Source organism: Enterobacter sp. K510, assembly GCF_055804875.1.
Genome location: NZ_JBNRLQ010000004.1, coordinates 359,295 through 382,413, shown reverse-complemented (window position 1 = coordinate 382,413; position 23,119 = coordinate 359,295). Strand labels below are relative to the sequence as shown.

At 54.8% G+C, this 23,119-nt stretch carries 25 protein-coding genes; 13 read left to right on the top strand and 12 right to left on the bottom strand.

What is annotated here, in order from left to right; all coding sequences use genetic code 11:
* Positions 1–91 precede the first annotated feature (91 nt).
* A complete protein-coding gene (locus ACQUTD_RS09680; RefSeq protein ID WP_321987412.1) occupies positions 92–985 on the bottom strand; it encodes a LysR family transcriptional regulator in 894 nt (297 codons plus the stop codon).
* A gap of 121 nt (positions 986–1,106) precedes the next feature.
* On the opposite strand from ACQUTD_RS09680, the gene ACQUTD_RS09675 reads away from it, so the two are divergent.
* Positions 1,107–2,357, top strand: a complete 1,251-nt coding sequence (locus tag ACQUTD_RS09675; protein WP_473274705.1) for an MFS transporter — start codon at positions 1,107–1,109, stop codon at positions 2,355–2,357.
* A 50-nt stretch (positions 2,358–2,407) separates the two neighbouring features.
* On the opposite strand, the gene ACQUTD_RS09670 is transcribed toward ACQUTD_RS09675, so the two are convergent.
* On the bottom strand, positions 2,408–2,503 hold the full coding sequence (locus tag ACQUTD_RS09670) for a KPN_01571 family protein (RefSeq protein ID WP_412175890.1): 96 nt from the start codon (positions 2,501–2,503) through the stop codon (positions 2,408–2,410).
* A gap of 165 nt (positions 2,504–2,668) precedes the next feature.
* On the opposite strand from ACQUTD_RS09670, the gene ACQUTD_RS09665 reads away from it, so the two are divergent.
* The 4 genes from ACQUTD_RS09665 (at position 2,669) to ACQUTD_RS09650 (ending at position 5,731) form a co-directional block, all read left to right on the top strand.
* Entirely contained in the window at positions 2,669–4,153 is a 1,485-nt protein-coding gene (locus ACQUTD_RS09665; RefSeq protein WP_321987410.1) for a carboxypeptidase M32, read from the top strand.
* 153 nt (positions 4,154–4,306) lie between these two features.
* Positions 4,307–4,630, top strand: a complete 324-nt coding sequence (gene asr / locus ACQUTD_RS09660) for an acid resistance repetitive basic protein Asr (protein ID WP_072568364.1) — start codon at positions 4,307–4,309, stop codon at positions 4,628–4,630.
* A 92-nt stretch (positions 4,631–4,722) separates the two neighbouring features.
* Complete coding sequence (gene ydgU, locus ACQUTD_RS09655) at positions 4,723–4,806, top strand: small membrane protein YdgU (protein WP_099458764.1); 84 nt, start codon at positions 4,723–4,725, stop codon at positions 4,804–4,806.
* A 103-nt stretch (positions 4,807–4,909) separates the two neighbouring features.
* Complete coding sequence (locus ACQUTD_RS09650) at positions 4,910–5,731, top strand: trypsin-like serine peptidase (RefSeq protein ID WP_318363053.1); 822 nt, start codon at positions 4,910–4,912, stop codon at positions 5,729–5,731.
* Here ACQUTD_RS09650 and ACQUTD_RS09645 read toward each other — a convergent pair whose 3' ends face one another.
* The 6 genes from ACQUTD_RS09645 to ACQUTD_RS09620 all read right to left on the bottom strand — a co-directional run bounded on the left by ACQUTD_RS09645 (position 5,732) and on the right by ACQUTD_RS09620 (position 10,181).
* Entirely contained in the window at positions 5,732–7,894 is a 2,163-nt protein-coding gene (locus ACQUTD_RS09645; RefSeq protein WP_473274708.1) for an EAL domain-containing protein, read from the bottom strand.
* Positions 7,895–7,995: 101 nt separating this feature from the next.
* Complete coding sequence (mdtI, locus tag ACQUTD_RS09640; RefSeq protein ID WP_072568361.1) at positions 7,996–8,325, bottom strand: multidrug/spermidine efflux SMR transporter subunit MdtI; 330 nt, start codon at positions 8,323–8,325, stop codon at positions 7,996–7,998.
* Entirely contained in the window at positions 8,312–8,662 is a 351-nt protein-coding gene (gene mdtJ, locus ACQUTD_RS09635; RefSeq protein WP_072568360.1) for a multidrug/spermidine efflux SMR transporter subunit MdtJ, read from the bottom strand. Before mdtJ ends, mdtI begins: the two co-directional genes overlap by 14 nt.
* Positions 8,663–9,089: 427 nt before the next feature.
* The gene (locus ACQUTD_RS09630; protein WP_199775925.1) at positions 9,090–9,233 is read right to left on the bottom strand and encodes a hypothetical protein; all 144 of its coding nucleotides are present in this window, start codon (positions 9,231–9,233) and stop codon (positions 9,090–9,092) included.
* A gap of 57 nt (positions 9,234–9,290) precedes the next feature.
* On the bottom strand, positions 9,291–9,722 hold the full coding sequence (locus ACQUTD_RS09625; RefSeq protein WP_072568358.1) for a hypothetical protein: 432 nt from the start codon (positions 9,720–9,722) through the stop codon (positions 9,291–9,293).
* Positions 9,723–9,941: 219 nt separating this feature from the next.
* Positions 9,942–10,181, bottom strand: a complete 240-nt coding sequence (locus ACQUTD_RS09620) for a hypothetical protein (RefSeq protein ID WP_318374808.1) — start codon at positions 10,179–10,181, stop codon at positions 9,942–9,944.
* Positions 10,182–10,612: 431 nt separating this feature from the next.
* On the opposite strand from ACQUTD_RS09620, the gene ACQUTD_RS09615 reads away from it, so the two are divergent.
* Positions 10,613–11,497, top strand: coding sequence for an SDR family oxidoreductase (locus tag ACQUTD_RS09615; RefSeq protein WP_072568356.1), 885 nt, complete (start codon positions 10,613–10,615; stop codon positions 11,495–11,497).
* Positions 11,498–11,549: 52 nt separating this feature from the next.
* Positions 11,550–13,388 carry a glycoside hydrolase family 15 protein gene (locus ACQUTD_RS09610; RefSeq protein WP_473274713.1) on the top strand — a complete coding sequence of 613 codons (1,839 nt, stop codon included), beginning with the start codon at positions 11,550–11,552 and terminating at the stop codon, positions 13,386–13,388.
* 78 nt (positions 13,389–13,466) lie between these two features.
* Here ACQUTD_RS09610 and ACQUTD_RS09605 read toward each other — a convergent pair whose 3' ends face one another.
* Positions 13,467–13,655 (bottom strand): DUF1272 domain-containing protein, encoded by a 189-nt coding sequence (locus ACQUTD_RS09605; RefSeq protein ID WP_072568354.1) that lies wholly within the window; start codon positions 13,653–13,655, stop codon positions 13,467–13,469.
* Between the two features lie 165 nt (positions 13,656–13,820).
* Between ACQUTD_RS09605 and ACQUTD_RS09600 the strand changes: the two genes are divergently transcribed.
* On the top strand, positions 13,821–14,072 hold the full coding sequence (locus tag ACQUTD_RS09600; protein WP_318363057.1) for a ParD-like family protein: 252 nt from the start codon (positions 13,821–13,823) through the stop codon (positions 14,070–14,072).
* Positions 14,069–14,851: a type I methionyl aminopeptidase gene (map, locus tag ACQUTD_RS09595; RefSeq protein ID WP_473274718.1), complete on the top strand. Its 783-nt coding sequence runs from the start codon at positions 14,069–14,071 to the stop codon at positions 14,849–14,851. Before ACQUTD_RS09600 ends, map begins: the two co-directional genes overlap by 4 nt.
* A 186-nt stretch (positions 14,852–15,037) precedes the next feature.
* Here the strand turns inward: map and smrA are convergent, their stop codons facing one another.
* Complete coding sequence (gene smrA, locus ACQUTD_RS09590) at positions 15,038–15,601, bottom strand: DNA endonuclease SmrA (protein ID WP_473274720.1); 564 nt, start codon at positions 15,599–15,601, stop codon at positions 15,038–15,040.
* Positions 15,602–16,104: 503 nt separating this feature from the next.
* Here smrA and ogt point away from each other — a divergent pair.
* The 3 genes from ogt (at position 16,105) to uspE (ending at position 18,658) form a co-directional block, all read left to right on the top strand.
* Positions 16,105–16,620 carry a methylated-DNA--[protein]-cysteine S-methyltransferase gene (gene ogt / locus ACQUTD_RS09585; RefSeq protein ID WP_318363060.1) on the top strand — a complete coding sequence of 172 codons (516 nt, stop codon included), beginning with the start codon at positions 16,105–16,107 and terminating at the stop codon, positions 16,618–16,620.
* 194 nt (positions 16,621–16,814) lie between these two features.
* Positions 16,815–17,567: a fumarate/nitrate reduction transcriptional regulator Fnr gene (gene fnr, locus ACQUTD_RS09580; RefSeq protein WP_072568349.1), complete on the top strand. Its 753-nt coding sequence runs from the start codon at positions 16,815–16,817 to the stop codon at positions 17,565–17,567.
* A gap of 143 nt (positions 17,568–17,710) precedes the next feature.
* Positions 17,711–18,658, top strand: a complete 948-nt coding sequence (uspE, locus tag ACQUTD_RS09575; RefSeq protein ID WP_072568348.1) for a universal stress protein UspE — start codon at positions 17,711–17,713, stop codon at positions 18,656–18,658.
* Between the two features lie 57 nt (positions 18,659–18,715).
* Here uspE and pntB read toward each other — a convergent pair whose 3' ends face one another.
* Together pntB and pntA are read right to left on the bottom strand one after the other, a co-directional pair.
* Positions 18,716–20,104, bottom strand: coding sequence for a Re/Si-specific NAD(P)(+) transhydrogenase subunit beta (gene pntB / locus ACQUTD_RS09570; RefSeq protein WP_318376934.1), 1,389 nt, complete (start codon positions 20,102–20,104; stop codon positions 18,716–18,718).
* Between the two features lie 10 nt (positions 20,105–20,114).
* Positions 20,115–21,644 carry a Re/Si-specific NAD(P)(+) transhydrogenase subunit alpha gene (gene pntA, locus ACQUTD_RS09565; RefSeq protein ID WP_473274728.1) on the bottom strand — a complete coding sequence of 510 codons (1,530 nt, stop codon included), beginning with the start codon at positions 21,642–21,644 and terminating at the stop codon, positions 20,115–20,117.
* A 525-nt stretch (positions 21,645–22,169) separates the two neighbouring features.
* On the opposite strand from pntA, the gene ydgH reads away from it, so the two are divergent.
* Entirely contained in the window at positions 22,170–23,114 is a 945-nt protein-coding gene (gene ydgH / locus ACQUTD_RS09560; protein WP_072568344.1) for a DUF1471 family protein YdgH, read from the top strand.
* The last annotated feature ends 5 nt before the right edge of the window (positions 23,115–23,119 follow it).

The window sequence follows — 23,119 nt, the reverse complement described above, 5'->3', positions numbered from 1 at the left end:
GGCTATGGTGAAGCAGTTCAATGAGGCCGTCAAATTTTTGATTAGCCTTGTGATTTACCGCACATTTTACCCTTTGCTTTGATGAATAAATTTACTGAATGGTCGCCAGCAGCTGTTCCCGGAAACGCGCCGCGGCCGATCCCTGCTCATGATGCTTCGCCCATACCAGCCACATCTCCGACACCGCATCCGCTTCCGCAATGGGCAGCCAGCGCATTTCGTCCAGCTGTACACGTTTAAAGGAGGCGGGCAGGATCGATACGCCCAGCCCGGCGGCCACCAGCCCGATGATCGTCATCGCCTCCCCGACTTCCTGCGCAATAAAGGGCGTCAGCCCGTAGCGACGCAGCAGCCCGAGGATATCGTCATACAGCCCGGTGCCGACCTGCGGATCGAAGAAGACAAAAGGTTCACGCGCCAGTTCGCTGAGCGTTACGCTGGTTTTCGCCGCCAGCGGATGATCACGCGGCACCATCGCCAGCAGCGGCTCGCGCAGGATCACCTGCCAGGCCAGCGTCTCCGGCAGCTGGGTGTTGCGCATCAGCCCCAGGTCGAGGGTCCCCTCATGCAGCGGCGCTATCTGTTCCCGGGTATTGATTTCGCGGGTTTGCAGATGCACATCCGGGTAGCGGCGGCGAAACAGCGACAGCGTATCGGAGACCGGCCTGATAAAGGGCGCAGAGGAGGTAAAGCCGATGCGCAGCTCCCCGGTCTGCCCCTGGTGCAGCCGCGCGGCGCGGGCCGCGGCGTCCTCCACCTGACTTAAAATCTGCCGACAATCGGCAAGAAACTGCTTTCCGGCGGGCGTGAGTTCCACGCTGCGATTAGTGCGGGCCAGCAGCCGCGCGCCCACCTGCTGTTCCAGGATCTGAATTTGCTGGCTCAGGGGCGGCTGGGAGATATTGAGCCGGGCCGCCGCATGACCAAAGTGCAGCTCTTCGGCGACGGCGACAAAATAGCGCAGGTGACGTAGTTCTATATTCATTCGCTAAACATATTATTTGAGAGGATTAATATATTAGACAGAATATTTACATTTTCCTACCCTGTGGCGGTGGTCTTACCCGTCACCCTGAATCACGGGGATGTGAAGTTAAGGATGTTCTGTGAGTCATACAACCCCTGTTGACATCGCTGCGGCCAGCGATGCCGATGTACAGGCGCTCTCCCGGCCCGCCCCCTGGATTAAACGCGGTAGCGCGCTGTTTGTACGCGTCACCCTGGCGATGTTTTCCGCCGGTCTTGCCACCTTTGCCCTGCTCTACTGCGTGCAGCCGATCCTGCCGGTGCTGTCGCAGGAGTTCGGCGTGTCCCCTGCCAGCAGCAGTATTTCCCTGTCGATTTCCACCGGCATGCTGGCCATCGGTCTGCTGTTTACCGGTCCGCTCTCCGATGCCATTGGCCGTAAACCGGTGATGGTCACCGCGTTGCTGCTGGCCTCCTGCTGTACGCTGCTCTCGACGGTCATGACCAGCTGGCACGGCATTTTAATTATGCGCGCGCTGATCGGCCTGTCGTTAAGCGGCGTGGCGGCAGTAGGCATGACCTGGCTTGCAGAGGAGATCCACCCCAGTTTTGTGGCGTTCTCGATGGGGCTGTACATCAGCGGCAACTCCATTGGCGGCATGAGCGGCCGTCTGCTCAGCGGCGTGTTTACCGATTTTTTTTCCTGGCGTATCGCCGTGGGCGTGATTGGCTGCTTTGCGCTGGCGGCGGCGCTGATGTTCTGGAAAATTCTGCCGGACTCGCGCCACTTTCGTCCGACGCCCTTGCGACCCAGGACGCTTGCTATTAACTTTCGCCTGCACTGGCGCGATCGCGGCCTGCCGCTGCTGTTTGTCACCGGTTTTCTGCTGATGGGCGCGTTTGTCACGCTGTTTAACTATATTGGCTATCGCCTGATGCAGGCGCCCTGGCATCTCAGCCAGGCGATTGTCGGCCTGCTGTCGGTGGCCTATCTGACGGGCACCTGGAGTTCCCCGAAGGCAGGCATGTTGACCAGCCGGTTCGGGCGCGGCCCGGTGATGCTCGGCTCCACCGCCATTATGCTGGCGGGCGTGCTGCTGACGCTGCTGGCTTCGTTATGGCTGATTTTTGCCGGGATGCTGCTGTTTTCAGCCGGTTTCTTTGCCGCGCATTCGGTGGCCAGCAGCTGGATCGGGCCGCGCGCACGACGGGCGAAAGGCCAGGCATCGTCGCTGTATCTGTTCAGTTATTATCTGGGATCAAGCGTGGCGGGCACGCTGGGCGGCGTGTTCTGGCATCGTTTCGGCTGGAATGGCGTGGGCGGGTTTATCGCGCTGCTGCTGATCGCCGCCCTGCTGGTGGGGCGCTGCCTGCACCGGCGTCTGGATTGATTAGCTTTCTTTGCCGGGTGGCGTTGCGCTAACCCGGCTTGCACGTCTGCTTACGAAAATATTCCCATTACGGATGATACACCCATCAATTCACGGACCGCATCCAGCGTCAAGACTACCAATATCACCCAATAAAATGGATTCATAACATCGAATTCTTATGTTGTTGGTTAACATGAACTTTATCTATTATGACACAGTATTACCCTTCCTGAAAAAAACACAACTTTCGTTTGATGGAAATCAAATTACCCAATAAGAATTTACTCAAGTAAGATTATTTCGCAGCCCCTTCGATGACATGAGGCATTATGGAAAATAAGAACTATCAGCAACTCACCCGCATTTTTACCCGTCTGTCCCGTTTTTCTCATCTCTCCGCGATGGCGGGCTGGGACATGTTCACCATGATGCCGCCGGGCGGTAGCCAGGCGCGCGGCGAAGCGCTGGCGGAACTGAGCGTGCTGCAACACCAGATCCTCACCGATAAAAATGTTGCGGTATGGCTGGAAGGCGCGGCGCAAGAAAATCTGAATGATATTGAACAGGCTAACCTGCGCGAGATGACCCGCCAGTATCAACAGGCGGCGCTGCTGCCGGAAGCGCTGGTGGAAGCAAAATCGCTGGCGGGCAGCAAGTGCGAACACGCCTGGCGCAGTCAGCGTCCGGCCAACGACTGGGCCGGGTTTTCTGCCAATCTGAAAGAGGTGGTGAAACTCAGCCGCGAAGAGGCCCGTCTGCGCGCCGACGCTAAGGGCTGCTCGCCTTATGATGCGCTACTGGATATTTACGAGCCGGACATGACCAGCGCCCGTCTCGATGCGCTGTTCGGCGATTTAAAATCCTGGCTGCCGGATCTGCTGAATCAGGTGGTGGAGAAACAGGCGCAGCAGCCGCTGATCGCGCCGCAGGGCCCGTTCCCGGTTGATTTACAGCGGGAGATTGGCGTCGAAACCATGGCGCGCCTGGGCTTTGATTTTAACGGCGGGCGGCTGGACGTCAGCGCCCACCCGTTCTGCGGCGGCGTGCCGGACGATGTGCGCATCACCACCCGTTATGACGAAAACGAATTGCTGAGCGCCCTGCTGGGCGTGGTGCATGAAACCGGTCATGCGCGTTATGAACAAAACCTGCCGCGTACCTGGCCGGGGCAGCCAGTGGCGCTGGCGCGCTCCACCGCCATTCATGAATCCCAGAGCCTGTTTTTCGAAATGCAGCTCGGGCGCAGTGAAGCCTTTCTGAAACAACTGTTGCCGTCGGTGGTACAGCGCTTTGGCGATCAACCTGCTTTCAGCGAAAGCAACTTTATTGCCTGGAACCAGCGCGTCAAGCCGGGTTATATCCGTGTCGATGCGGATGAAGTTAGCTACCCGGCGCACGTGGTGCTGCGCTATGAAATTGAGCGCGCGCTGATTAACGGCGACATTGAGGTGGAGGATATTCCGGCGCTGTGGAACGAGAAAATGCAGAGCTGGCTGGGGCTGTCCACGGAAGGCAATTACCGTGATGGCTGTATGCAGGACATTCACTGGACGGATGGCGGCTTCGGTTATTTCCCGTCCTACACTCTGGGCGCCATGTATGCCGCACAGCTGTTCCACGCCGCCAGAACCGCCCTGCCGGATCTGGATGCCGCCATCGCGCAGGGGGATTTCACCGCCCTGTTTGACTGGCTGCGGCAGAATATCTGGCAGCACGGCAGCCGCTTCACCACGTCGCAACTGATTGAAAACGCAACCGGCGAAGCGCTGAACAGCCGCTATTTCCGCCAGCATCTCACCGCCCGCTATCTGTAAATCCTCCCTGCGCCGGGCCAGCGTGCCCGGCGCTGTACATATGGTTACACGCCGATACCAATGACTCACGGAAGCCGCGAATTATCAGGGATATAGTGTTTTCAACGGCCCCGCAGTGGGGTTGAATGTTGAAACCAATTCGAGGATCACGAGATGAAAAAAGTATTAGCTCTGGTTGTTGCCGCTGCTATGGGTCTGTCTTCCGCCGCTTTCGCTGCTGATGCTGCCACCTCCACCACTGCTGCACCGGCCGCTACCGCGACCACTGCGCAGGCTCCGGCTGCGACCAAAACTGCCCCGGCAAAACACAAGAAACACAAAAAAGCCGTTGCCCAGAAAGCGCAGGCTGCTAAAAAGCACCACAAAAAAGCCGCTGCTAAACCGGCTGCGGAGCAAAAAGCTCAGGCCGCTAAAAAGCATCACAAAAAACACGTAAAACATGAAGCCGCAAAACCGGCCGCACAACCTGCTGCATAAGTTGTAGCAATGTTATCTGCCCACATGTCCGGGCAGGCTAATAACACGGCGCTTAGCTTTCTGGTAAGCGCCGTTTTTTATCCGGAGGGCGTATGCTGGGGCGTTATCGGTTTGAGTTAATTCTCATCACGCTTATTTTATGCGCAATCGTTGCCACGCATTTTTATTTTTCCTGATTGTAGTACGCTGATTTTACTCCCACTTTCCACGCCTCCCGTCTATAGTTAGTCTTACATTGGGTTACTTTTAATAATCATAATTACCCCACCAGAGTGTGCTATGCGTAAAACTGTTGTGATGTTACTGGGAACGTTCTGTTTATTTTCCGCAGTCCTGCATGCTGATGAAGGCGATGATGAGGCGATGAATGCCGGTGAGGTGAAAACGCTGTTTTTCGGTCATGATGATCGGACCCGCGTCACGCAACCGGAGCAGTCCCCCTGGGATGCGATCGGACAGCTGGAAACCGTCAGCGGCAATTTATGTACTGCCACCCTGATCTCCCCGCATCTGGCGCTCACCGCCGGGCACTGTCTGTTGACGCCGCCCGACGGCAAGCCGGATAAAGCGCTGGCGCTGCGGTTTGTGGCGCAAAAAGGCATCTGGCGTTATGAGATCCATGGCATTGAAGGCCGTGTCGATCCGTCTCTGGGCAAACGTCTGAAGCCTGACGGCGAGGGCTGGATCGTACCGTCCTCCGCGGCACCCTGGGATTTTGGCCTGATCGTGCTGCGCTATCCGCCGTCCGGCATCACGCCGCTGCCGCTGTTTACCGGCGATCGCGAGGCATTAACGGCAGCGCTAAAAACGACCGGCCGCCACGTTACCCAGTCCGGGTATCCGCAGGATCATCTGGATGCGTTGTACAGCCATAAAGATTGCGTGGTGACAGGCTGGGCGCAGACTTCGGTGTTGTCCCATCAGTGCGATACCCTGCCCGGCGACAGCGGATCGCCGCTCATGATCCAGACGGACACCGGCTGGCAGTTAATTGGCGTGCAGAGTTCCGCCCCGGCCGCAAAAGATCGCTGGCGGGCGGATAACCGGGCGATTTCAGTAACGGGTTTTCGCGAAAAACTGAGCGAGCTGGCGCAGGAATGATCATCCCCGCCGCTGTTTACGCAGCGGCATCAGCGCAGAAATCGGCTGCGGCTGGCTGAAGTAGAAGCCCTGTAACCGATCGCAACCGGCAAGGCGCAGCAGTTTCATCTGCTTTTCGTTTTCCACCCCTTCCGCAGTGACCGACATACCCAGCGCGCTGGCGATCCGAACGGTGCCGCTGACAAGCGCGGCGGCCTGATCGTCCGCATCCACCAGCCCGGCCAGCGATTTATCAATTTTAATGGTGTCGAAATTAAAGCGCCGCAAATAGCCAATGCTGGAGTAGCCGGTGCCGAAATCATCCAGCGCCACGCCGGTACCCAGCGCTTTCAGATTGGCGATCGCCGTACGCGAACGCTCCGGATTTTCCAGCACATAGGTTTCGGTCACTTCCAGTTGCAGACGGTGCGCCGGAAAACCGACGGTGTCCAGCACGCCCGCCACTTTCACTTCAAACTCCGGATCGCGAAACTGCGCGGGGGAGATATTCACCGACAGCTTAAGATCTTCCATCGCCAGTAAATCGGTACAGGCGCGGCGCAGCACAAACTGGCCGAGGGCGTAAATCAGGCCGCTGCTTTCCGCCACCGGGATAAATTCATCCGGCCCCAGCGCCCCGGCTGGACGACGAGGCCAGCGCACCAGCGCCTCGACGCCGGTCATGGTCAGCGTATGGGCATCGACAATCGGCTGATACCAGACGTCAAATTCGTCGTTTTCCAGACCGTCACGAATGTCATTCTCGATGGTCAATTTGCGTTCGCGCGCGCTGTTCAGCGCCGCGTCATAATGCGTGATGCGGCCTTTACCGGTCATTTTCGAGTGATACATGGCGATGTCGGCGCGGCGGAACAGCTCGGTGCTGCTACAGTCACCCTGCACGCTGCTGGCGATGCCGATACTGGCGGTGATGTGAATACTGCGATCGTCCAGCCGCACCGGCGCATTGAACCAGGAGAGCACCAGCATGGCAAATATCGCGCTCTTTTCGTGTGCATTGTCGCCGTGCATGGTCATGGCAAACTCATCGCCGCCCATGCGCGAAAGCATCCCCCCCGGCGGCACTTTCTCGTTCAGGCTGCGGGCAATGGCGACGATCAGCTTGTCGCCGACGTCATGACCGTAAACGTCATTGACATCCTTAAAGCCATCCAGATCCATAAACACCACGGTGATGGTGTCGGTATCGCCGGACTGATTAAGCTGCTCCAGCCGTTCGATCAGCGCGCGCCTGTTGGGTAAGCCGCTCAGCCAGTCGGTGACGGCGATGCGACGGGCCAGTTTTTCGCCGCGCGACAGTTTGTAAAGCCCGGCGCTGGTAAGCAGGATGAACATCAGGATCAAAAGCGTCACCAGGCCGACGATCTGGCGGATTTCCCACGCCGCCGCATGAGCGGCCTGCGCGCCGGGAAGCTGCGGATCCCAGCTCAGGTAACCGAGGATTTCCCCTGCCGCGCTGCGTAGCGGGACGCTGGCGGTGGACGGCATGGTGTGACTGAAGGAGAGATTGTTGATCTGGAAGGTGTCGCCCAGGTCTTTGAGGATTTGCGGCGTCAGATGGCGGGTGATCACCAGATAGCGCCGGGTGTTGTCGTACACTTCGAGACGACCGGTGGTCGGGCGGATAAGGCCAATCCCCACAAAAGCCACGCCGTAACGGGTGCGGGTGATCCCCGCGTAGATCAGATTTTCCCCCGGCAGGGTTCGCTGATTATGGCTGATTAACGCCTTCAGCCCCGCGCCAAAAAAATCCAGACTGAGTTCGGTAAAAGGCTCCATGCGAAAGGAACCCCACAGCATATCGAAATTCTCATTCAGCACAAAGGTGCCGTCATAAAGATTATTAACCTTAAAGCCTGCGCCCCAAGTGTTATATAACCAGCTGGCATTCACCTGCGGGCGATAGACCTCGCGCACCGCATCGTCCCAGACGGCGTTGTCCAGCACCAGCGACCATACCCGGTTTACCGAAGTCTGGATCGCCCCCTGCACCGACAGCGCCGAGCGGTGTTCATCGATTTCGTTGGTTTTAGCGCTGATGAGATGCAGCGAGAGGTAAATCAGGGTAATAACGGAAATAACCAGACCTATACCCGCCACGAATATCATAACGGATAAGGTTCGTGCGGTGGGTAGATTACGCCAGCTTAAGGGTTTGAACATTCACCGCCCTCTTATCCGCCTGAAAAGGCTGTTATCTTTTTTACAGAAGTAAAAATAAGCTTAGCTGATTTCGCCGTCAGCGGCAGCAGACGGCGATCACATCAGGCAAGTTTAATCAGCACCATGCCGAGGATCAGCAGTATGACCCCCGCCCAGCCTTTCCTGTTCAGCCGCTGGGAGAATAATATCCAGCCAGCGGCCAGGGTAGCGGCGATGCCGAAACCGCCCCACAGCGCGTAGGCGACCGATAAATCAATGCCCTTTACAGCCTGTGACAGCGCGCTGAAGGCGGCCAGTACCGCCGCCAGCGACAGCACGCCATAACTTTTGCGGCGAAAACCGTCGGAAAACTTCAGCAGTACGTTGGCGATAATTTCCAGCAAAATTGCCAGCCCCAGCCAGGCCGCGTGTTGCCATTCAAAGGGCTGCATGGGCGGACTCCTTCACTTTACGGGTGCCGGATTTGATAAGCGTAATGCCCACCACCAGCGTGGTCAGCCCGGCGACTTTCATCACCGTCAGGCTTTCATCAAACCACAGTACGCTGCACAGGGTGATGAGCAGAATGCCAATCCCTTCCCACAGCGCGTAGGCCACGCCAAGGGCGATTTTTTTCACGGCAAAGGCCAGCAAAATATAAGACAGAGCGATCATCGCCAGCATTAAAATAAAGCCGGTATGGCCGCCAGAAACGCTCGCCCATTTCATGGACAGGGTACCAATAATTTCAGCCAGAATAGCCAGAGCCAGTAAGATCCAATAACGCATAATTCTCTCCTGCGTGAGAATATAATCCTTCGTGGCTTACGATAAATCGCAAACCTTAAAACGGTAGAGGGTAGCCGCGCGCATCATGCGCCAGCTCGTGCAGAGAGAAAGAAGGCTAAAGCGCCGAGCGCCAGTACTGTTCACCAGCAAGCTGAGTGGGTGCAGAAAGGATAAAACGGGAGGTAAAACTAATTGACCTGCAAAGATTGTCCATAAAATTACAATTATCCGCGTCTTGCTTCTCGTCCTGCGGATGAAAATTGTCCTCGGTAGTTAAACACGCAATATTTTTACCACAACGGCCGTAAGGGATTGTCGAAATTTTCAAATCTTTACGCAGCAACAGGGTTATTTTTTAAGCAAAATTTTGCGTACTTAAAATAAACAAGGGTGCAGCGCACCCTTTATTTTAAATCGTTCACGGCGGTTAACTTGCCTTAAACGGATCTTTACTGTCATCCTGGCTGTCGTCGCGTTTACGGGGCAATTCGCCCTGCTTCGCCGGGTTATCTTTGACCGGCCGTTGCGGTTCTGCTGCTGTGATGTGTGGTGGTTGCGTTTGCGTTGTCATGTCGGCCTCCTGTTATCTTGTCTTTTTAGTTTAGTTGATAATCGCCGATGCAGAAGTTTAACGGGGCAATTCGCTGCGTTTTTTCTTTACCCTGGGTACCGGGCGTAAGACAGCGTATCCCTGATTCTGAAAAGCATGGTTATCCATTATCTTTTCATCTTCATGCACCCCGGTCCATAAACCGGAGAGCGCGTTAAAGTTCATTGTCTGTTCACCGTCAGGCGTTTCAACATAATAGGCACCCGTTTTCAGATAACCAGCTGAAAACAAAATACGCCGGTGACTGGTGGTTTTCATTTTATATTCAATCTTACGAAAACCTGTTGGTACTGCACGATATACATATAATGGCAAACGGGTGATTTTTATATCTCCCAGTCCGGCGATAACTTCCCCATCTCGCATAAGTACCACGTCTTCAACTACCAGGTTGACGGGCGTGTTATTATCCTGCTGATGATTCTCCGCCTTAAAATAAACAAAGTTCATGCTTTCTCCATTCCGCAGATACAATCTATCTGTATTAAGTTATAGCGCAGAACGTAGCGGCGAAGAATTAATTAAGATTCCACTGAGAGATGGAATTAAGCAAAAAGCATGAGCTGGGATTTTTAATTAATAGATTAGTTGGCGTGTTGTCGGAAGGCGATGGTATTTCGCAGCAGGCAGGTAATCAACGGCCTGCTGCGATTTTGATGTGCGACGGACTCAGGCGACTTTCGTTTCCAGCGGTGCTTCACACTCACGCAGGCTGCGCTGCAAATCATAAATCAGACTGCGCACCATCTCAGGCGACAAACTAAAGAACTGCGAATCAAAGGTACTGGCACCCACCGTATGGGGCGACGTGCTGTAGCCAAATTTAACGACGACATTACTACGACTTTCAACCGGACCAACCTGCCAGCCCACTACGGGAAAGGCAGGAAACACGGGCTCAATGCTCATCCTAAATCTCCTTATAAATCAATGTTTTTCACAGGTTTAACATTACAACACGTTTGTTACGACATGTTTAACCGATCAAAAAACAGTGCCGGGCCGTAAATATCAGGTACGACGCATGCTAATCAGGCTCCAGTGTCAGGAATTATCTTAGCCTAACTGATAATAGTCACAAGCCTATTTCGTAAGAAATGTCTTATTTAAGGAATAATCCGTTTTTTGGTGTCATCGAAACGTTTTACCCGCTATTACTCGCCCATTAGCTTAACAAAAAAGAACATTTTTTAAACATCTCCCCTTATTTATGGCGGGTAGATCCTAATATAAAAGAAGTAAAGTTCTTAAAATTAATCTTAATTATTATAGAAAAATTTCGCGCACCGATGATTTCGTGTCTAGGGTTAATACGTGTTTTTATCAACGAGGCGGATATAATGACAAACCAGGATAACAAACTTTCGCAGTACCCACGTCCACCTTTCCCTGAGCAGCCGCAACAGGCGCCAGGCCTTGCCTCTGAGATGAAGCCGATTCCCGATCATGGCGAAACTCGCTATATCGGCTCTGGCCGTCTGGCAGGAAAAAAGGCGCTGATCACCGGCGGCGATTCAGGTATTGGCCGTGCCGTTGCCATTGCCTATGCCCGTGAAGGCGCAGATGTGGCTATTAACTATTTACCGGAAGAAGAATCCGATGCGGAAGCCGTGATCGCCCTGATTCAGGCGGAAGGCCGTACCGCAGTGGCCCTGCCGGGCGATATTCGCTCCGAAACCTTTTGCCAGCAATTAGTGGTGGAAGCCATTAATAAGCTGGGCGGTCTGGATATTCTGGTGAATAATGCTGGTCGTCAGCAGTTCTGTGAATCCATTGAAGATCTGACGACCGAGGCGTTTGACGACACCTTCAAAACCAACGTATATGCCCCTTTCTGGATCACCAAAGCGGCGGTGCCGCACCTGAAGGAAGGCGCGGTGATCATTAATACTTCGTCCGTACAGGCCTTTAACCCGAGCGACATCCTGCTGGATTACGCGCAGACCAAAGCCTGTAACGTGGCCTTTACCAAAGCGCTTGCCAAGCAGCTGGGCAAAAAAGGTATCCGAGTGAATGCGGTCGCCCCGGGCCCTTACTGGACGCCGCTCCAGTCCAGCGGTGGTCAGCCGCAGGAAAAAGTGAAAGCCTTTGGCGAAACCGCGCCGCTGGGTCGTCCGGGCCAGCCGGTGGAGATCGCGCCGCTGTATGTGCTTTTCGCTTCTGACGAAAGCTCCTTCGCATCCGGCCAGGTCTGGTGTTCCGACGGTGGTACCGGCACCGTGTAACAGAATGGCGGGCCTTTGCCTGCCATTTTTCTTTTTGCTGGATAGAGTGCCGATGAAGAATCAATCTTATACCCACCCGGGTCGCGTGGATGGCTATGCCGGGCTGGGCGACTATGCCGCTATCGGCGATGGCCGCTCGGTGGCGCTTATCGCCCCGGATGGCGCCATTGACTGGTGGTGCGCGCCTAATATGGATTCACCCCCGCTGTTCGACCGTATTCTTGATGCCACACATGGCGGCTTCTTTCAGATTGAACCCATCGGCGAATACTGCGTAAACCGTATGTACCGCGAAAACAGCAACGTGCTGGAAACCTGCTATGAAACCGATTCCGGCAAAGTAAAGTTCACTGAATCCCTGAACAGTAATCACGCGGGACGTCTGCCCTGGTGTGAACTGGCGCGTCGTGTGGAAGGCCTTGAAGGGGAAGTGAAGTTAAAAATGGTCTTCGTGCCGGGTTCAGCCGCCTGTACCCGCGCGCCCTGGCTGGCTGAATCGCCCAAAGGCCAGGTCATTCATATTGGTGAGCTGATGGCGATGATCAGCACCACCCCGGACGTCAGCATTACCCGCGCGGAAGATGATCGTATAGAGGCGACCCTGACTACTTCTCCCGGTTCCCGCAGCCTGATTGCCCTGCTGGTAAGCGATAAAGAGCCGCTGGCCGTGCCGCCGCTGGAAAAAATCGACCGCCGGATCGAGATCAGCGATCAGATGTGGCGGCAGTGGGCGGAGGATCTGAGCTATGACGGACGTTTCCCGGAACACGTCAAACGCTCGGCGCTGGCGCTGAAGTTTTTGCTCTACTCGCCAACCGGCGCACTGGCGGCGGCGCCCACCACCTCGTTACCTGAAGGCATTGGCGGCGAGAAAAATTATGATTATCGCTACGCCTGGATCCGCGATGCCTGTCTGATTATTCGCGCATTTGCCTTTATCGGCGCGCTGGAAGAGTGCAAAGCGGCTTTTTCCTGGCTGACGCACACCATTGTGCGCCATGAAGGCGAGCTGCGCGCCTGCTACACCCTTAACGGTGAAATTGTGCCGGATGAAACCTGGCTGCCGCTGGAAGGCTATAAGGGATCGCAACCGGTGCGAATTGGTAATAACGCCCAGAGCCAGCGTCAGCTGAGTATGTTTGGCGATATGCTCGACACCGCCCTGCTGTTCGTCCATGCCGGTCACGTGCTGGATCTGACCACTTCCCGTCTGCTGTCACGGCTGGCCAATGACTGTGCCGACTCCTGGCGACAGGATGATTCGGGGATCTGGGAACTGCCGGAACGTAATCATTATACCCATTCGAAAATGGCCTGCTGGGTGACGCTGGATATAGCCGCTAAGCTTGCCAGCGATGGACATATAGAATCCACCTGGATCGACCGCTGGACGCGGGAAAAAGATCGTATTCGGGACTGGATCGAAGAACACTGCTGGTCTGAAAAGAAGCAGGCCTACACTTTTTATCCCGGAACAGACAGACTGGATGCCTCGCTGTGCCTGGTGTGGTACTACGGCCGGGAAAACAATCTGGCGCGTATGACGTCCACCTTTGACGCAATGGTGGCGGAACTGGGGCACGGCACTCCGATGCTCTATCGTTACAGCGACGTAGAAAAAGAGGAAAGCACCTTCGTGGCCTGCTCGTTCTGGCTGGTTGAAGCCTGGGCGCGGCTGGGCAACGACGAAAAGGCGTCAGGTTATATGGAGCACATCCTGGAATGCCTGTGTAATAAGGGCAACGTCGAAACCTTTAATGAGATGTTTGATGTGCGTACCGGCGAATGGCGGGGAAATGTACCGCAGGGGCTGAGCCATTTGTCGTTGATTTGCGCCGCCGATGCCCTTTCCCGCCAGCGGGAAGAAGGCGATAACGCGTGGCATGTGTGAATAGTCACAGATCACCATATCGCAGGTCGGGTCAAGCGCAGCCGCCACCCGACAACATCCACCACAAATCAGAGGCCGTCAGGCCTCTTTTTTATGCCGCGCGGGTCGCCGTAGCAGTTCGCCGCCACAGTTCGGGCAAGTATGTTGCAACGGCGACCGGGCGCAGTCGGCGCAGAAAGTGCATTCGTATGAGCAAATCATGGCCTGGGTCGAGGTGTGCGGCAACGCGGCGCCACAGCGTTCACAGGCAGGTTTTAGTTCAAGCATCAATTGTCCCCTCTGTTTTTTGCTGAGCATACGCCAATCCTGCCACAGGCGACAGCCCCGCGGCGGACAGCCTGATGTCAAAAAGGGACATGTTGTACGCCGGTGAGGTTATGCTATTATACGTTTCATATATGTTTCGTATTAAACCGACACGCAGGATCACCTATGGGTATTGTGAAAATCTCGGACCTGATGCATGAGAATCTGCGTCTTGCCAGCAATGCGATGAGCCGCTCGATAAATTCTCAGGCGGAACACTGGTTAAAAATTGGCATGCTGGCGGAAGTCTATCCGCATTTAACCCATCAGGACCTGATGCGCCTGCTGGTGCAGACCGAGTCGCAGGGCGGCGCGGAAATTCAAAAATTAGTCCAGACCGGGGCATTTCCGGCACAAAAAGAGGCGCTGATACCATGACGATAAAACTTCATACGCAGGAAGAAATAGAGCTGGCCCGTGCCGCAGGACAGGCTGCCGCCAGTGTACTGGCGATGATCGGCCCTCATGTGCGCCCCGGGATCACCACCGATGAACTGGACAGGTTGTGTCACGACTTCATTGTGAACGAGCTGAAAATCACGCCGGCGAACATTGGCTATCAGGGCTATACCCGCACCGTCTGCACCTCCGTCAACCATGTGGTGTGTCACGGTATTCCGGCGGAGAAAGTCCTGAAAAAAGGGGACATCGTGAATATTGACGTGGCGGTGATCAAAGATGGCTGGTACGGCGATACCAGCCGTATGTATTTTGTCGGCGAACCCTCGATCCGCGCGAAACGCCTGGTGGATATTACCTATGCCTCTATGGTGGACGGGATCAAAACCGTTCGTCCGGGCGCAACCCTGGGAGACATCGGGGCGGCGATCCAGCGCGTGGCGGAAGACGCCGGTTTTTCCGTCGTCAGGGAATATTGCGGGCACGGCGTTGGGCAAATTTATCATGACGAGCCGCAGATCCTGCATTACGGCGTGCCCGGCACCGGCACGGTGCTGAAACCGGGCATGATTTTCACCATTGAGCCGATGATCAACGCCGGTAAAGCGGCCACCAGCGTGCTGTCTGACGGCTGGACGGTGGTGACTAAAGATCGCTCGCTTTCCGCCCAGTGGGAACACACCGTAGCCGTCACGGAAAACGGTTATGATTTACTGACGCCGTGGCCGGATGGCACCGGCGAATATGAAGCCTTATAACGCCGGATATTAATCTGTCCATACAGAACAATATTAAAAGCCCCGCCCGACAAGCGGGGTTTTATATGTTCAGACAGTGAATATTATAAGCGTGCTCATTAATAAATAGCGTGCTGCTTATTAAAATGTTCAGCTGATAAATCGCGATATTATTACCGCCGCACAGCGCGCCGGTAATAATAAACGCTAGCGACTGCGTTTGGCGTGACGCTCCCAGGTTTCCTGCTTAGCAGCGGCGGATTTACGCAGCGCCACATAACAGGCCCCGCTGCCGCCGTGGTGCTCTTTCGCCACGCAAAACGCCTGCACGTCTTCAAACTCGGTCAGCCAGCGTGCCAGGTAACTGCGCACAATATTGGCGTGAGAGTTGTCGTCGCGTCCTTTACCATGGATGATCAGCAGATTGCGCAGGTTATCTTTCGCTGCCTGATGCATAAAGCTGAACAGCATTTTCCGGCATTGCTCCACCGGCTGACGCAGCAGATTCAGGCTCGCCTCTTGGCTGTATTTGCCCTGGCGTAATTTCTCAATGACGCCTGTTTGCAGGCCTTCGCGCCTGAACTCCAGCGGCGTGTTGAGCGGCACAATGTCCAGAAAACCCGTGGTCAGGAAGTTATCCAGTTGCAGGAGATCAGGATGCTGCGGGCCGGGGGCGCGGCGCTCCGGCTGCCAGTGCACGTCGGTGCTGCGCTTCAGGGGTTGGACATCTTCCATGGCGTCGAGGAACAGGGATTTGTCGTCAAGGTTCATGTTGTTGTCCTCAGGCTACTTCTGCTGGTGCCAGCATCCCTCTACTATAACCGCGCCGCGCCCGCGTCTCAATGACCATCCCTGATTTCCCAAAGGCGTTAAAAAAATCATAACCAGATGGAATACTATTTCGCTGGTCTTTTATTCGCCTGCCCTTAACTAATACCCCATGGAAATTAAAATGACAGGATAAATAAAAATAATGAGACATTAATGACATCCGCGACTGGAATTATACCGCAACCTGGCTATAACTTAAATTAACCCACAGGGACGATTTCTCGGGAATAAGCTTAGGAAGCACTGCTGTGTGTACTGTAGAGTCTGGCGGATGTCGGCAGACTCTATTTTTTTATTTCTTAAATGCGCAGGCGATTATTATTTAGTCAGCAAAACGTTTCGCTGGTTATTAATGGTGCGCTACCTCTCAGGGAGAGTAGAGACGGGTTTGTCGTCGTGCTAGATTATCTCCGCCCTTTCCCGCTGCTCTTACCAGGATCCCCATGCTGACGCTGCTTGAAGATAAAATTGCTACCCCGCTAGGCCCCTTGTGGGTGATGTGCGATGAACAGTTCCGTCTGCGGGCGGTGGAATGGGAAGAGCACAGCGATCGCATGGAACAGCTGCTGGGCCTGCATTATCGCCTTGAAGGTTATCAGCGCGTCAGCGCCAGTAATCCGGGCGGCCTCAGCCAGAAGCTGCGCGACTACTTCGCGGGCGATCTTGACGTTATTGACACCCTGCCCACCGAAACCGCCGGTACGCCCTTTCAGCGCGAGGTATGGAAAGCCCTGCGCGCTATTCCCTGCGGCCAGGTGATGCATTATGGTCAGCTGGCCGCGGCGCTGGGTCGGGCAGGTGCCGCCCGCGCAGTCGGCGCTGCTAATGGTTCAAATCCGGTAAGCATTGTGGTGCCCTGTCACCGGGTGATTGGCAGCAATGGTATGCTCACGGGGTATGCGGGCGGCGTACAGCGAAAAGAGTGGTTGTTGCGCCATGAGGGCTACTTTTTATTGTGAGAAAAAAGGACATTTAGTGCTTTTCTATCAGTGATTAGCGTAAAAAGCCCTAATCTATATGCGGAATATCAATGACATACAAAAAATAATGTTATTAGGTTTCCAATAATCACCTTCTGGCACTGTCCCGGACTTACCTCTGCTCTAAAAAGATGTTAAAATTGACCAAAATCAATTAAGGCTTGAGCAGACCTATGATCCCGGAAAAGCGAATTATACGACGCATTCAGTCTGGCGGTTGTGCTATCCATTGCCAGGATTGCAGCATCAGCCAGCTTTGTATCCCTTTTACCCTTAATGAACATGAGCTGGACCAGCTTGATAACATTATCGAGCGCAAAAAGCCTATTCAGAAAGGGCAGACGCTGTTTAAAGCAGGGGATGAACTGAAATCGCTCTACGCTATCCGTTCAGGCACCATCAAGAGTTACACCATCACTGAACAGGGCGACGAGCAAATCACCGGCTTCCATCTGGCTGGCGATCTGGTGGGCTTCGATGCTATCGGCACCGGCCATCACCCGAGCTTTGCGCAGGCTCTGGAAACGTCCATGGTCTGTGAAATCCCCTTTGAAACCCTCGATGACCTGTCCGGTAAAATGCCGAACCTGCGTCAGCAAATGATGCGTCTGATGAGCGGCGAAATCAAAGGCGATCAGGACATGATCCTGCTGCTGTCGAAGAAAAATGCCGAAGAGCGTCTGGCGGCCTTTATCTATAACCTGTCGCGCCGTTTTGCCCAGCGAGGCTTCTCGCCCCGTGAGTTCCGTCTGACCATGACCCGTGGCGATATCGGCAACTATCTGGGTCTGACGGTAGAAACCATCAGCCGTCTGCTCGGTCGCTTCCAGAAGAGCGGCATGCTGGCGGTGAAAGGCAAGTACATCACTATTGAAAACGGTGACGCGCTGGCGGTACTGGCCGGACACTCCCGTAACGTTGCCTGATTTTTCCCCTTCGCAGCCTCCTTTGCTGGATCGTTAAATTTATCTGATTTATTGATCTGGCAAAGGTTCTCCCCTGTTTCATTCATCATATTTGGGTTATCTTTTAGTTACAGACTGCGGTGACAGATGTAAGGAGACCCTGTATGGCCAGATATCAAAATATGTTGGTTGCCATCGATCCCAACCAGGACGATCAACCGGCATTACGGCGCGCTGTTTATCTACATCAACGGATTGGTGGTCGGATCAAAGCCTTTTTGCCAATCTATGATTTTTCCTACGAGATGACCACCCTGCTGTCGCCTGATGAGCGCACCGCCATGCGGTCAGGGGTGATCAGCCAGCGGACCGCGTGGATCCGCGAACAGGCCCAGTATTATCTTGATGCCGGCGTACCTATCGACATTAAAGTGGTCTGGCATAACCGTCCCTTCGAAGCCATTATCCAGGAAGTGCTGAGCGATCATCACGACCTGGTGCTGAAAATGACCCACCAGCACGACAAACTGGAATCGGTGATCTTCACCCCTACCGACTGGCACCTGCTGCGTAAATGCCCGTGTCCGGTATGGATGGTGAAGGATCAGCCCTGGCCGGAAGGCGGCAAAGCGCTGGTGGCGGTAAACCTTGCCAGCGAAGAGCCGTACCACACCGCGCTTAATGAGAAGCTGGTGAAGGAAACCATCCAGCTTGCGGATATGGTTAACCATACCGAAGTGCACCTGGTCGGCGCTTATCCGGTTACGCCAATCAATATCGCCATTGAACTGCCGGAGTTCGATCCCAGCGTCTATAACGATGCCATTCGCGGCCAGCATCTGCTGGCGATGAAGGCGCTGCGCCAGAAATACAGCATCGATGAGAAGCTGACCCATGTGGAAAAAGGTTTGCCTGAAGAAGTGATCCCGGATCTGGCGGAGCATATGCAGGCGGGCGTGGTGGTGTTAGGTACGGTGGGCCGTACCGGGCTGTCAGCGGCGTTCCTGGGGAATACGGCGGAACAGGTTATCGATCACCTGCGCTGCGATGTGCTGGTGCTGAAGCCGGACGAGTTCCAGACCCCGATCGAGCTGGATGACGAAGACGATTAACCTGCCCTCAGAAACAAAAAGGCCGCTCATTGAGCGGCCTTTTATTTTTGCGGTGTCTTACAGCGCTTTCAGGATGGCATCCACGCTGGCTTTTGCATCGCCGAACAGCATGTGGGTGTTCTCTTTGAAGAACAGCGGGTTCTGCACGCCTGCATAGCCGGTGTTCATGGAGCGTTTAAAGACGATAACATTCTGCGCTTTCCACACTTCCAGCACCGGCATACCGGCGATCGGGCTGCGCGGATCGTCCAGCGCCGCCGGGTTCACCGTATCGTTCGCGCCTATGACCAGCACCGTGTCGGTATCGCTGAAATCGTCGTTGATTTCGTCCATTTCCAGCACGATGTCATAGGGCACCTTCGCTTCCGCCAGCAGCACGTTCATATGGCCCGGCAGACGACCGGCAACCGGGTGAATGCCGAAACGCACCTTGATGCCGCGCGCGCGCAGCTTCTCGGTAATATCGGCAACCGGATACTGGGCCTGCGCCACCGCCATGCCATAGCCTGGGGTGATGATCACGCTGTGGGAGTTTTTCAGCATCTCAGCGGTCTCTTCTGCGCTGATTTCACGGTGCTCGCCCACTTCTTCGTCGCTGCCGGTCGAGGAGCCGTCAGTGCCGAAGCCGCCTGCGATCACGCTGAAGAACGAACGGTTCATCGCCTTACACATAATGTAAGAGAGGATGGCGCCGGACGAGCCTACCAGCGCGCCGGTGACGATCAGCAGGTCGTTGCTCAGCATAAAGCCCGCCGCCGCTGCCGCCCAGCCCGAGTAGGAGTTGAGCATGGAGACCACCACCGGCATATCCGCCCCGCCGATAGACGCCACCAGATGCCAGCCAAAGGCCAGCGCGATAACGGTCATCACCAGCAGCGCCAGCACCTGCAACCCGACGCTTTCGGTGCGCACGAAGATCACCATCAGCAGGAAAGAGACCACCAGCGCCGCCAGGTTCAGCTTATGGCGGTTAGGCAGCATCAGCGGCTTAGAGGAGATTTTGCCGCGCAGTTTGCCAAAGGCCACGATGGAGCCGGTAAAGGTCACCGCGCCGATGAAGATACCGAGGAACACTTCGGTCAGATGGATGTTGACCAGAATCGGATCCAGACCCGCTTCGTGATACAGATAGCTGTTAAAGCCCACCAGTACCGCCGCAAGACCCACGAAGCTGTGCAGGATCGCCACCAGCTCCGGCATCTCGGTCATTTCGACTTTCTTCGCCAGATGAATACCGATCGCGCCGCCGATAACCATCGCCACGATGATCCACACCACGTTGCCGGTTTCCGGGCCAAAGATGGTGGCAATCAGCGCGATAGCCATACCGGCGATGCCGAAACGGTTACCCTGCTGGGAGGTTTCATGCTTTGACAACCCGGCCAGACTGAAAATAAACAGGATCGCGGCAACAATGTATGCAGCTGTAACTAATCCTCCAGACATATGTTACCCCTTAGTTCTTCCGGAACATTTTCAGCATGCGCTGAGTGACGGTGAAACCACCAAAAATGTTAATGCTGGCGATCAGCACGGCGATAAAGCTCAGGAAGCTGATCCAGCCGCCATGACCAATCTGCAATAACGCGCCGACCACGATGATGCCTGAAATGGCATTGGTCACCGACATCAGCGGCGTATGCAGCGCATGAGATACGTTCCACACCACGTAATAGCCCACCACGCAGGAGAGCGCGAAGACGGTGAAGTGACCGAGGAACTCTTTCGGTGCCACATCAGCGAGCCAGCCGAACAGAATGATCGCCAGCGCCATCAGGGCGAATTTACGCCATGGCGATGCGGGAACCGCTTCTGCAACCGGCTCAGGTGCGGCTTTTGCCGCCGCTTTCGGCTGGGCAGAAACCTGAATAGGCGGCGCGGGCCAGGTGATTTCACCCTCACGCACGACAGTTACGCCACGCACCACCACGTCGTCAAAATCAACGTTCACGTTGCCGTCTTTCTCTTTGCAGAGCAGTTTAAGCAGGTTAACGAGGTTGGTGCCGTACAGCTGGGAGGACTGGGTCGGCAGACGACCCGGTAAATCGGTATAGCCGATCACCTTTACGCCGTTTGGCGTGGTGACGACTTCATTGGCGATAGTGTATTCACAGTTGCCGCCGTTTTGCGCCGCCAGGTCGACGATGACGCTGCCCGGTTGCATGGAATCGACCATTTCACGGGTGATAAGCTTAGGTGCCGGTTTACCGGGGATTAGCGCGGTGGTGACGATAATGTCCACTTCTTTCGCCTGGGCGGCGAACAGCGCCATTTCCGCTTTGATAAAGGCCTCGGACATGACTTTGGCATAACCGTCGCCGCTGCCCGCTTCCTCTTCGAAATCCAGCTCAAGGAACTCCGCGCCCATACTCTGCACTTGTTCTTTCACTTCCGGACGGGTGTCGAAGGCACGGACAATAGCGCCAAGGCTGTTAGCTGCGCCAATCGCCGCCAGACCTGCCACGCCTGCGCCAATCACCATCACTTTCGCGGGCGGTACTTTACCGGCGGCCGTGATCTGCCCGGTGAAGAAGCGGCCAAATTCGTGGGCGGCTTCGACAATGGCGCGGTAACCAGCGATGTTGGCCATCGAACTGAGCGCATCCAGCGACTGGGCGCGGGAAATACGCGGCACGGAGTCCATCGCCATAATGGTGACATTGCGGGCCGCGAGTTTTTCCAGCAGTTCGGGATTCTGCGCAGGCCAGATAAAGCTCACCAGGGTGGTGCCCGGATTGAGCAACGCAATCTCATCGTCGCCCGGAGCATTCACCTTGAGAATAATGTCTGACTGCCAGACGTCATTTCCGTCAACGACCTGCGCGCCCGCACGGGTATACGCCTCGTCGTCAAAACTTGCCAGTCTGCCCGCGTCGCTTTCCACAGCGACAGTGAAACCCAGCTTAAGCAGTTGCTCGACCGTTTTCGGTGTGGCAGCCACGCGGGTTTCATTGGCCAACCGTTCTTTTGGTACACCAATACGCATAGTTTTCCCTTCCATCGGTTTAAGATGATGGTTTGTCAGTTTTCTCAAAAGACCTTGCCCGCCACCCACAGGGGTAACGAACATCAACGCTAATAAATCAAACGGTAACAAACTTTCTATAACCTACTGAAAATAACGCCTGCGATCTAGCGCCAGAAAAGAGTATTTCTTATTTAATTGCGGAATATTAAGAGAAACGCATTCTGACTGGCTGGTTTAACTTAAAATTGCGGCGCGCGCCCCATAATCCGCCAAAGCGAGGCGGCAAAACATGATTACCTGTTTGATGAGATCAACAATTTAACAATGAGTTAACTTATAAAAGTCATATGCTTTACTGGTTTTGCTGGTCTGGCGGCTGTTTTTTCCACATATATCTAATTGTTATGGTAATTCAGCTAACGCCCCGCACTGGCCGTTAAAAATGACGCAGACAATGACGACATTTCAATGCCATAATCGGCAACGTTTTCAAGACAACCACACTACCAATTACTGGTTTGCGCAAGGCGAAGGATTATTTTTATGAAGCTTAAGAACACCCTCGTGGCGTCTGTACTTCTTTCAGCGACAACATTGTCGGTTAATGCAGCGACAGAATTGACGCCTGAGCAGGCAGCAGCGGTTAAGCCTTACGATCGCATCACGATCACTGGCCGTTTTAATGCCATCAGCGACGCCGTGAATGCCGTCTCTAATCGCGCCGATAAAGCAGGCGCGGATGCCTTCTATATTGTCGACTCTGCCGATTATGCCAACAGCGGTAATCAGCGCGTGGTGGCCGATCTCTATAAATCAGATGCGCCAAAAGCGGATGCGCCAAAAAATCGTGTCATTAACGGCGTGACCGAATTAACCAAAGATCAGGCGATCGAGCTGGAACCTTTCGATACCGTTTCCGTGCGGGGTTTCTACCGCAGCCAGCCTGATATTAACGCCGCCATCACCAAGGCCGCTAAAGCGAAAAATGCGGCTTCTTACTATATTGTGCGCCAGGTGGATACCAACGACGGCGGCAACCAGATGATCACCGCCTACGTCTATAAAGCAGATGCTAAAAAACGCGTACTGCAAAGCCCGGACGCTATTCCGGCAAACTCTGACGCAGGACGCGCAATGCTGGCGAAAGGCGGCGAAGAAGCGAAAAAAGTTGAGATCCCGGGTATCGCGACCAGCGCCGCGCCAAGCGCCGAAGTGGGTCGTTTCTTTGAAACCCAGTCATCAAAAGGTGGCCGTTACACTGTCACTTTACCGGACGGCACCAAAATTGAAGAAGTGAATAAAATCACCGCGGCGCAAATGGTGCCCTTCGACAGCGTGAAGTTCACCGGTAACTACGGCAACATGACGGAAATCTCCTACCAGGTGGCCAAACGCGCGGCAAAGAAAGGCGCAAAATATTACCACATCACCCGCCAGTGGCAGGAACGTGGTGGCAATATCACCATCAGCGCCGATCTGTATAAGTAATTCCC

Excerpts from the sequence above, each read along its gene's own strand:
- ACQUTD_RS09680 (WP_321987412.1), bottom strand. The coding sequence starts at position 985 with ATGAATATAGAACTACGTCACCTGCGCTATTTTGTCGCCGTCGCCGAA.
- ACQUTD_RS09670 (WP_412175890.1), bottom strand. The coding sequence starts at position 2,503 with ATGAATCCATTTTATTGGGTGATATTGGTAGTCTTGACGCTGGATGCG.
- ACQUTD_RS09665 (WP_321987410.1), top strand. The coding sequence starts at position 2,669 with ATGGAAAATAAGAACTATCAGCAACTCACCCGCATTTTTACCCGTCTG.
- asr (WP_072568364.1), top strand. The coding sequence starts at position 4,307 with ATGAAAAAAGTATTAGCTCTGGTTGTTGCCGCTGCTATGGGTCTGTCT.
- ydgU (WP_099458764.1), top strand. The coding sequence starts at position 4,723 with ATGCTGGGGCGTTATCGGTTTGAGTTAATTCTCATCACGCTTATTTTA.
- ACQUTD_RS09650 (WP_318363053.1), top strand. The coding sequence starts at position 4,910 with ATGCGTAAAACTGTTGTGATGTTACTGGGAACGTTCTGTTTATTTTCC.
- ACQUTD_RS09645 (WP_473274708.1), bottom strand. The coding sequence starts at position 7,894 with ATGTTCAAACCCTTAAGCTGGCGTAATCTACCCACCGCACGAACCTTA.
- mdtI (WP_072568361.1), bottom strand. The coding sequence starts at position 8,325 with ATGCAGCCCTTTGAATGGCAACACGCGGCCTGGCTGGGGCTGGCAATT.
- mdtJ (WP_072568360.1), bottom strand. The coding sequence starts at position 8,662 with ATGCGTTATTGGATCTTACTGGCTCTGGCTATTCTGGCTGAAATTATT.
- ACQUTD_RS09630 (WP_199775925.1), bottom strand. The coding sequence starts at position 9,233 with ATGACAACGCAAACGCAACCACCACACATCACAGCAGCAGAACCGCAA.
- ACQUTD_RS09625 (WP_072568358.1), bottom strand. The coding sequence starts at position 9,722 with ATGAACTTTGTTTATTTTAAGGCGGAGAATCATCAGCAGGATAATAAC.
- ACQUTD_RS09620 (WP_318374808.1), bottom strand. The coding sequence starts at position 10,181 with ATGAGCATTGAGCCCGTGTTTCCTGCCTTTCCCGTAGTGGGCTGGCAG.
- ACQUTD_RS09615 (WP_072568356.1), top strand. The coding sequence starts at position 10,613 with ATGACAAACCAGGATAACAAACTTTCGCAGTACCCACGTCCACCTTTC.
- ACQUTD_RS09610 (WP_473274713.1), top strand. The coding sequence starts at position 11,550 with ATGAAGAATCAATCTTATACCCACCCGGGTCGCGTGGATGGCTATGCC.
- ACQUTD_RS09605 (WP_072568354.1), bottom strand. The coding sequence starts at position 13,655 with ATGCTTGAACTAAAACCTGCCTGTGAACGCTGTGGCGCCGCGTTGCCG.
- ACQUTD_RS09600 (WP_318363057.1), top strand. The coding sequence starts at position 13,821 with ATGGGTATTGTGAAAATCTCGGACCTGATGCATGAGAATCTGCGTCTT.
- map (WP_473274718.1), top strand. The coding sequence starts at position 14,069 with ATGACGATAAAACTTCATACGCAGGAAGAAATAGAGCTGGCCCGTGCC.
- smrA (WP_473274720.1), bottom strand. The coding sequence starts at position 15,601 with ATGAACCTTGACGACAAATCCCTGTTCCTCGACGCCATGGAAGATGTC.
- ogt (WP_318363060.1), top strand. The coding sequence starts at position 16,105 with ATGCTGACGCTGCTTGAAGATAAAATTGCTACCCCGCTAGGCCCCTTG.
- fnr (WP_072568349.1), top strand. The coding sequence starts at position 16,815 with ATGATCCCGGAAAAGCGAATTATACGACGCATTCAGTCTGGCGGTTGT.
- uspE (WP_072568348.1), top strand. The coding sequence starts at position 17,711 with ATGGCCAGATATCAAAATATGTTGGTTGCCATCGATCCCAACCAGGAC.
- pntB (WP_318376934.1), bottom strand. The coding sequence starts at position 20,104 with ATGTCTGGAGGATTAGTTACAGCTGCATACATTGTTGCCGCGATCCTG.
- pntA (WP_473274728.1), bottom strand. The coding sequence starts at position 21,644 with ATGCGTATTGGTGTACCAAAAGAACGGTTGGCCAATGAAACCCGCGTG.
- ydgH (WP_072568344.1), top strand. The coding sequence starts at position 22,170 with ATGAAGCTTAAGAACACCCTCGTGGCGTCTGTACTTCTTTCAGCGACA.